We start from the raw sequence: 7,590 nt of genomic DNA, 5'->3' as shown, positions 1-7,590 counted from the left end.
ATGGGGAATTATGGAATTATATATTTTTTTTATGAAACTTGAAAAACACAAAATATTGTGTTATCATTATGTTATAAAAACAATATATAGTGTTTTAGGTAAAAAAACCTGAATGAATTAGATATGTTTAGAGGGATAAGGGAAATTGATGGTTTGCAGAAAAGTGGAAAAGTATGAAAGTAAAAATAAGGGAGGAATAAAAATGCAACCACAATTAACAGAAAATTTAAAAAATATAATAGCAGGAATAGTGAATGTTGAAAGCAACGATACTTGCAATGAAAATGCTAATATGTCTTCAATGACACCAGCGGGACAAATGATGAAATTTGCAAGTGAAGTATCAAAAATTTACGCTTTGGAAAATTTAGTTTCACCAAGATTCAAAAAAGCTCATGAAAAAGGGCTTATTCATATTCACGATTTGGATTTTTATTCCAGTAAAACTACAACTTGCCTGCAATATGACTTGGCAGATATGTTTGAAAATGGTTTTTATACTAAGCATGGTTACATTAGGGAAGCACAAAGTATTTCCACTTATGCAACACTTGCTACCATTATTTTTCAAACAAATCAAAATGAACAGCATGGTGGACAAGCAATACCGGCATTTGACTTCTATATGGCAAAAGGTGTGCTAAAATCGTTTAGACGTCACTTGAAAAGAAGAATTTTGAGCTTCGTAGAAATAAAAAATGGAGTGGAAATTACACAAGAATATGAAAAAAATGCTAAAGAATTTTTGAAAAAAAATGTTTCTTCAATTAAATGCAATGAAAATGAAATCAAATTACTGGAAGAATACTTTAAAATAAATAGAGATGATTTAATTAAATTGCTAGTTGAGGCTTATGATGATACTCAAAATGAAACTTATCAAGCAATGGAAGGATTTTTACATAATTTGAACACAATGCACTCTCGTGGTGGAAATCAAGTTGTCTTTTCTTCAATAAATTATGGAACTGACACCTCAGAAGAAGGTAGAATGGTTATCCGTGAATTATTAAAGGCGACATCAAGCGGACTCGGTAAAAATGAAACTCCAATTTTTCCGATACAAATTTTTAAGGTAAAGGAAGGGCTTAATTATTCTGACAATGACTATGAACTAGCTAGAAGCGACTTTGATGGAATTTTGGAAACTGTAAAAAAACAAAAAATTTCTTATGACGATAATTCAGAAAATAAAAAATCACTTTTTGAAACACCAAATTTTGACTTGTTATTATTGTCTTGTGAAACTTCAAGCAGAAGATTATTTCCAAACTTTGTATTTCTGGATTCTGAATTTAACAGACACGAAAAATGGAGAATGGATGATCCAGAAAGATACAAATATGAAATCGCAACAATGGGTTGCCGAACACGTGTATTTGAAAATGTAAATGGTGAAAAAACTAGCCTTGGACGTGGTAATTTGTCCTTTACAAGTATTAATTTCCCTAGAATTGCGATTTTGACTAGAAAAAATGTAGAAAAAGAGATTACAGAAATGGAAAAAGATGGAAAATTTGCGAATGAAGAAGAAAAAAATAATAAAAAAGTTGAACTTTTAACAGAAGAATTTCAAAAAAGAGTGCTTGAAGCAACATATTTAGTTGGAGATCAACTTTATGAACGTTACAATTTCCAAAGAACAGCTTTGGCAAAACAATTTCCATTTATGAGAAGCAATAATTTATGGAAAGGGCTTGGAGAAAAAGATGGAAATGATGAAGTTGGAGATGCGATAAATACAGGTTCTCTTTCAATTGGTTTTGTTGGAGGGGCAAATGCGATGTATGCTTTATTTGATGCAGAACACGGAACAAGTGAAGTTGCTTATAAGGTGCTTTATGATACGATTGAAAAAATGGGTGCAGTTGCAGATGAATTTAGAGATAAGTATCATTTGAATTATTCAATTTTGGCAACTCCGGCAGAAAGTTTGGCAGGAAGATTTTTACGTATTGATAGAGATGAATTTGGAGTAATTAAAAATGTCACAGATAGGGATTATTATGTAAATTCATTTCATATTGATGTAAAAAAGGAAATTAGCCTTTTTGATAAAATTAGAAAGGAAGCTCCATTTCATAAATTGACAAAAGGTGGACATATTACCTATGTGGAATTAGATGGGGAAGCACGAAAAAATATGGGTGTTATGTTAAAAATTGTAAAAGTTATGAAGGACTCTGGAATTGGTTATGGTTCAATAAATCATCCAGTTGACAGATGCAGAGATTGCGGAACAGAAGCAATAATTTATGATAAATGCCCAATTTGCGGAAGTCATAATATTTCTAGAATTAGAAGAATAACAGGCTATCTGACAGGAGATTTAGACAGCTGGAATAGCGCTAAGCAAGCCGAAGAACACGACAGGGTAAAACACGGTATAAAATAAATATATTATATAACAGTGAGGTAATTTAAAGTGAATAAACTAAAGACAGAAAAAGAAAAAATTTTAGAAAAAAATTTTTCAAAAACTCCAAAAAATGATTTTACATTGAAAATCTTAACAACTTACAAGGAAACAATCGTTGACGGTGTCGGTCTTCGTTATTCACTTTACTTTGCTGGCTGTTCTCATGCCTGCCCTGGGTGCCATAACGAGTATTCATGGAATCCAAATCACGGAAATACTCTAACTTATGAAATTTTAGAAAAAATTGCCAATGAAATAAATGAAAATACTCTGCTTGATGGAATTACAATAAGCGGTGGCGATCCCCTCTTTAATCCAACAGATATGTTAAAAGTATTGAAGTTCTTGAAGGAAAAGACAGGAAAGAATATATGGCTTTATACGGGTTATACGATTGAACAGATTCGTTGTGATGATTTACGAAAGAAATGCCTTGAGTATGTAGATGTGCTAGTTGATGGGCGATTTGTAAAAGAGCTTTATGATCCGAAAATAAAATTTAGGGGAAGCAGTAATCAAAGAATTATAAAAAAAGAAGATTTTTTTATTAAATAGATTTATTTGATAATTTTATAAATACATATTTTAAATTAATTAACGAATAAGTCTATTTTTTTTATAAAATTTTACCCAAAAAACATTTCATATTCTCATATCAAAAGAAAAATTAATGTAAAAATATATAGAAAAAACTTAAAAATAATGATAAAATATTTATGTACAATTATGTTTTATAAAAAAATTTAATATATAGAGGTGAAAAGTGAAGGAAAAAATTATTATTATCGATTTTGGTTCACAATATAGCCAGCTAATTGCTAGAAGAATTAGAGAAATGGAAGTTTATTGTGAAATTGTGCCTTTAATTGATATTGAAAAAATAAAAACTGGGAAAGAAAAGGTAAAAGGGATTATATTTTCTGGAGGACCTGCCTCAGTTTACGAAAAAGATGCTCCAACTGTAAATCCTGAAGTATTTAACCTAAATCTTCCTATCTTGGGAATCTGTTACGGAATGCAGCTAATTACACATTTGAATGGCGGAAAAGTTGAAAAGGCTGATTCGAGAGAATTTGGAAAGGCTGTATTGGAAGTAAAAAACAATGATAATCCATTGTTCATAGGAGTCAAAAAATCTTCTAACATCTGGATGAGCCACAATGACCACATCACAGAATTGCCAAAAGATTTTGAAGTAATTGCAAAAACCGATTCATCAATTGCTGCAATTACAAATAATAATGGAATTTACGCATTACAATTCCATCCAGAAGTAGTTCATTCTGAATGTGGAACTCAAATTTTGGAAAATTTTGTATTTAACATTTGTAAATGTGAAAAAAATTGGAAAATTTCAAGTTTTATTGCTGAAAAGACAAAATTTATAAAAGAAACTGTTGGAGATGAACACGTGCTTCTTGCACTTTCTGGAGGTGTAGATTCATCAGTTGCCGCAGTTCTTATTAACAATGCAATTGGACATCAGCTTACTTGCATGTTTGTAGATACTGGACTTTTGAGAAAAGATGAAGGAAAAAAAGTATTGGAATATTATAAAGAACATTTTGACTTGAATATTGTATTTGTTGATGCAAAAGACAGATTTCTAAATAAATTAAAAGGTGTAGATGAACCTGAAGCCAAAAGAAAAATTATTGGAAATGAATTTATCGAAGTATTTAACGAAGAAATTAGAAAACTTAAAGGTCAAGAAGGTGCAAAATTTTTGGCACAGGGAACAATTTATCCAGATGTTATTGAATCTCAGTCTATAAAAGGACCTTCCCACACAATAAAATCTCACCACAATGTTGGAGGATTGCCAGAAGACTTGCAATTTGAATTATTGGAACCTTTAAAGGAATTGTTTAAAGATGAAGTTAGAAAGGTAGGACACGAGCTTGGACTTCCTGACACAATTATAAAAAGACATCCATTCCCAGGTCCAGGACTTGGAATCCGTGTAATTGGAGAAGTAACACCTGACAAAGTAAAAATCCTTCAGGAAGCCGATGATATTTTTATTACTGAATTAATGGAAAAAGGACTTTATGATAAAGTAGATCAAGCATTTGTAACATTGTTACCTGTAAAAACAGTCGGAGTAATGGGAGATCAAAGAACTTATGAATTTGTAGCCGCTATTCGTTCAGTAAATACAATCGACTTTATGACAGCCACTTGGTCAAAATTGCCTTATGAATTTTTGGAAGAAGTGTCAAACAAGATTATAAACAAAGTAAATGGAATCAATAGAATTGTTTATGATATTTCTTCTAAACCACCTGGAACAATTGAGTGGGAATAATCTAATTTATAATTAAAATAAAATTTTATCATACAAACAAAAAATTAATATCAAATTAATTTTAGGCATTCTAAAAACTAAATTTTTTGTGGTATAAATAAAACAATAAGAGTAAAAAGGAGATATAAAAATGAAAAATTTAAAAATTACAGTAAGTGCAATGATGGTCATTATGTCTATTTCTGGAATGTCAGCAAGCTTTAGATTCTTTAAAAAGAAAAATAATGATGATAATAAACCAGCAGCAACAGTTCCAGCACTTTCAAAAGTAACATCATCAAATCCAGCTTCTGACTATTGTGCAAAACAAGGTGGAAAATCTATTATTGTAAAAAGTAGTAAAGGTGATTATGGAGTTTGTATGTTAAAAGATGGCACAGCTGTAGAAGAATGGGAATACTATAGACAACATAATACCCCAAGAAATACTGAAGCAGCAGTAATTGGAATGCCAAATCCAGCTTCAAAATTCTGTGTTGATAAAGGTGGAAAATCTGTTACTGAAAAAGATAAAAATGGAAATGAAAGAGGGGTATGTAGATTTAATAACGGTACAAAAGTTGATGAATGGGATTATTATAGAGAAAATAATTAATTAATTTAAATTTATTAACTAAAAGATGGCAAGTTTTTTAATTTGCCATTTTTTTATAAAACAAGGGGCTCTTTATCCCCTTGTTACCATATTTCAATTTCTTATTTTTCACTTTGTTTTTTCAATGCCGCTTTTATCCATCCTGTAAATAATGGATGAGGACGGTTTGGACGGCTCTTAAATTCTGGATGGTATTGTGAAGCTATGAAATATGGGTGATCCTTTATTTCGATTACTTCTACATAATTTCCATCTGGAGATAATCCTACAATGTCCATTCCTGCTTTTTCAAATTCTTCTCTGTAGGCATTATTAAATTCATATCTATGTCTATGTCTTTCAGCAATTTCAGTTTTTCCATAAACTTCTGCAGCTAAGCTATCTTCCTTCAATACACAAGGATATGCTCCTAGACGCATTGTTCCTCCCATATCTTTAAGCCCTTTTTGCTCTTCCATAAGGCTGATAACTGGATAATCTGTGTCCTTATCAAATTCTGTAGAAGTAGCATCTTTATAACCAAGCACGTTTCTTGCAAATTCCACACAAGCCATTTGCATTCCAAGACAAATTCCAAAAAATGGAATATTATTTTCTCTTGCAAATTTAATTGCTTCAACTTTTCCATCAATTCCCCTGTCACCAAATCCTCCTGGCACTAGAATTCCATCATAATCTGCCAATTTTCTCACATCAAATTCTCCAGCCTTGAAATAATCAATTTCAACTTTTGTATCAAGATTAAATCCAGCATGTTCTATTGATTCATGAATACTTATATAGGCATCCTTTAATTCAATATATTTTCCAACAACTGCTACTTTTACAAGCTTTTTAGGATTTTTGAATTTTTCAACCATATTAGTCCATTCTTTTAGCAATGGTTTTTCATTTTTTATTTTAAAATGTTTACAAATTACATCGGCAAGTCCTAATTTTTCCATAGTTAATGGTATTTCATAAAGACTTTTAGCATCAAGTGATTCAATAACCGCCTCTTCATCAATATCACAGAAAAGCGAGATTTTTTTCTTAATATTTTCATCAACAGGATGTTCACTTCTCACTACAATTACATCTGGCGAGATTCCAAGCCCTTGAAGCATTTTTACACTATGTTGTGTAGGTTTTGTCTTTAATTCTCCTGCTGCTTTTAAATATGGCAACAATGTTACGTGAATATAAGCGATATTTTCTCTTCCAACTTCTCTCTTTAATTGACGAATTGCTTCAATAAACGGATCGCTTTCTATATCTCCAATAGTTCCACCAATTTCAGTAATTACAATGTCAGAATTATTTTCTTCAGCTGCTTTTATAACATTATACTTAATTTCATCTGTCACGTGAGGTACTGTTTGTACTGTTCCACCTAGAAACTCTCCACGACGTTCTTTTGCAATAATTTTTGACATAATTTTTCCTGTTGTCAAATTATTATATTTTGTCAGATTTTCATTGATAAATCTTTCATAATGCCCCAAATCCAAGTCAGTTTCTGCTCCATCCTCTGTAACAAAAACTTCCCCATGCTGATAAGGGCTCATAGTTCCTGGATCCACATTTATATATGGATCAAATTTTTGGATTGTAACTTTATATCCCCGCTCCTTTAATAGTCTTCCTAATGAAGAAGCCACAATCCCTTTTCCAAGCGATGAAACAACTCCACCTGTAACAAAAATATATTTTGTTGTACTTTGTTTATCCATTTTTCCTCCTAATTTTGTTTCACATATATATTAATTTTTATTTATTTTTGGCAATTTACTGAAATATCATTTTACTCTTTAAATATTGTTCAATAACTTTTTTTATCTAACAAATATTGATATTTTTTTACTTCAAAACATCTTTCTAAACTTTAAATATATAGTCTCTAAACAAATATATTAATTTTAAATTTTTATTGCGTTTGCCAATAATTTTTATATCAAAGCATAGAGTAAATGAGAGTTTTAACGCTTAGATTGGTAGTTAATTCGTAAGTCGGTATTGAAGTAGATATCGGATATAGAAATTTATATAAATCTTGGTAATTAAAGATTTTTCTAAAAGTTTTAAAATCTCAACAAATTATACCGTCATTTACTTACAAACTCGGTAAAATCACTGATTATTATCGCTAGGCACCTTTAAAATTTGAACTAAATTTCACGTTTTTAGAATTCTTATTAAAACTGAATGCCATTAAGGCTGCTAATTTATATTTTCTCGCGATAGCATATCTTAAAATTCCGATTAAATTTAACGCGGCATCGGATTTTA

The 7,590-nt window shown here is 30.6% G+C and carries 5 protein-coding genes; 4 read left to right on the top strand and 1 reads right to left on the bottom strand.

Annotated elements, in window-relative coordinates; genetic code table 11:
• The first annotated feature begins 148 nt into the window (after positions 1-148).
• From Q0135_RS06750 to Q0135_RS06735, 4 genes are all read left to right on the top strand, one after another.
• Positions 149-2,395 carry an anaerobic ribonucleoside triphosphate reductase gene (locus Q0135_RS06750; RefSeq protein ID WP_297989352.1) on the top strand — a complete coding sequence of 749 codons (2,247 nt, stop codon included), beginning with the start codon at positions 149-151 and terminating at the stop codon, positions 2,393-2,395.
• Between the two features lie 30 nt (positions 2,396-2,425).
• Positions 2,426-2,974 carry an anaerobic ribonucleoside-triphosphate reductase activating protein gene (gene nrdG, locus Q0135_RS06745; protein WP_297989350.1) on the top strand — a complete coding sequence of 183 codons (549 nt, stop codon included), beginning with the start codon at positions 2,426-2,428 and terminating at the stop codon, positions 2,972-2,974.
• A gap of 208 nt (positions 2,975-3,182) precedes the next feature.
• Entirely contained in the window at positions 3,183-4,727 is a 1,545-nt protein-coding gene (gene guaA / locus Q0135_RS06740; RefSeq protein ID WP_146961729.1) for a glutamine-hydrolyzing GMP synthase, read from the top strand.
• Positions 4,728-4,857: 130 nt separating this feature from the next.
• A complete protein-coding gene (locus Q0135_RS06735; protein WP_297989347.1) occupies positions 4,858-5,322 on the top strand; it encodes a DUF333 domain-containing protein in 465 nt (154 codons plus the stop codon).
• Between the two features lie 101 nt (positions 5,323-5,423).
• On the opposite strand, the gene Q0135_RS06730 is transcribed toward Q0135_RS06735, so the two are convergent.
• Entirely contained in the window at positions 5,424-7,034 is a 1,611-nt protein-coding gene (locus tag Q0135_RS06730; protein WP_297989345.1) for a CTP synthase, read from the bottom strand.
• Positions 7,035-7,590 lie beyond the last annotated feature (556 nt).

It is taken from the genome of uncultured Campylobacter sp. (genome assembly GCF_937981295.1).
GTDB lineage: Bacteria > Campylobacterota > Campylobacteria > Campylobacterales > Campylobacteraceae > Campylobacter_B.
Note: the sequence above shows the minus strand (reverse complement) of the source record. Positions and strands in the feature narration are given on the sequence as shown.

What these genes read in the sequence shown, in the direction of transcription:
- Q0135_RS06750 (WP_297989352.1), top strand. Translation starts at nt 149, where the DNA reads ATGGTTTGCAGAAAAGTGGAAAAGTATGAAAGTAAAAATAAGGGAGGA.
- Q0135_RS06730 (WP_297989345.1), bottom strand. Translation starts at nt 7,034, where the DNA reads ATGGATAAACAAAGTACAACAAAATATATTTTTGTTACAGGTGGAGTT.
- Q0135_RS06735 (WP_297989347.1), top strand. Translation starts at nt 4,858, where the DNA reads ATGAAAAATTTAAAAATTACAGTAAGTGCAATGATGGTCATTATGTCT.